The sequence below is a fragment of the Pseudomonas sp. P1_F7 genome (assembly GCF_056405655.1).
On the sequence record NZ_JBFUBR010000069.1, the window covers coordinates 1 to 749 of the forward strand.

1 protein-coding gene is annotated in these 749 nt (G+C 64.4%); it reads right to left on the reverse strand.

Features of this window, described 5'->3' with window-relative positions:
* On the reverse strand, positions 1–749 hold a 749-nt coding region (locus AC1D1M_RS31410), incomplete at both ends, for an immunoglobulin-like domain-containing protein (RefSeq protein ID WP_477778691.1).

Consider the following 749-nt stretch of genomic DNA (forward strand, 5'->3'; position numbering starts at 1 on the left):
ATGCTCTGGCCGTTGGCCAAGGTCACAGTTACTGGCGAGCCAGTCACAGCGGCACCAACGGTGGCGGTGTAGACAACGGTTCCGCCTTCCGCGGCCGAGCCGGTGGCGGTCAGTTTCACGGTAGTGGTATCGATGGTGTCGGTGACGTTGGTCACGGCCGGCACGTTGCTTGGCACCAGGTTCTCGAAGTTGCCGCCGGTGGCGTTGCTGATCGTGGCCTGAACGGTGCCGGCGTCTTTGTAGACGTCGTCGGACGGCGCGGCAACGGTCGCGGTGCCGGTGGTTTTACCGGCATCGATGGTGATCACGGCGCCGTTCGACAGGGTCACGGTCACTGGCGAACCGGCGGCGTTGGTCAGGGTGGCGGTGTAGACGATCGARCCGCCYTCGGCGACCGARCTTGTRGCGCTCAGGCTGAGGTTGGTSGTGTCGACGGTGTCGGTCACAGTGGTGCTGACCGGGGTCTTGTCGGCGACCAGGTTCTCGTAATTGCCGCCGCTGATGTCGGTGATCGAGTTGGTCAGCGGCGCGTGGCCAGTCAACACGTCGTTCGGCGCGGTGGTGGACACGGTGCCAGTGGTGTGACCGACGTCGATGGTGATGCTCTGGCCGTTGGCCAAGGTCACAGTTACTGGCGAGCCAGTCACAGCGGCACCAACGGTGGCGGTGTAGACAACGGTTCCGCCTTCCGCGGCCGAGCCGGTGGCGGTCAGTTTCACGGTAGTGGTATCGATGGTGTCGGTGACGTT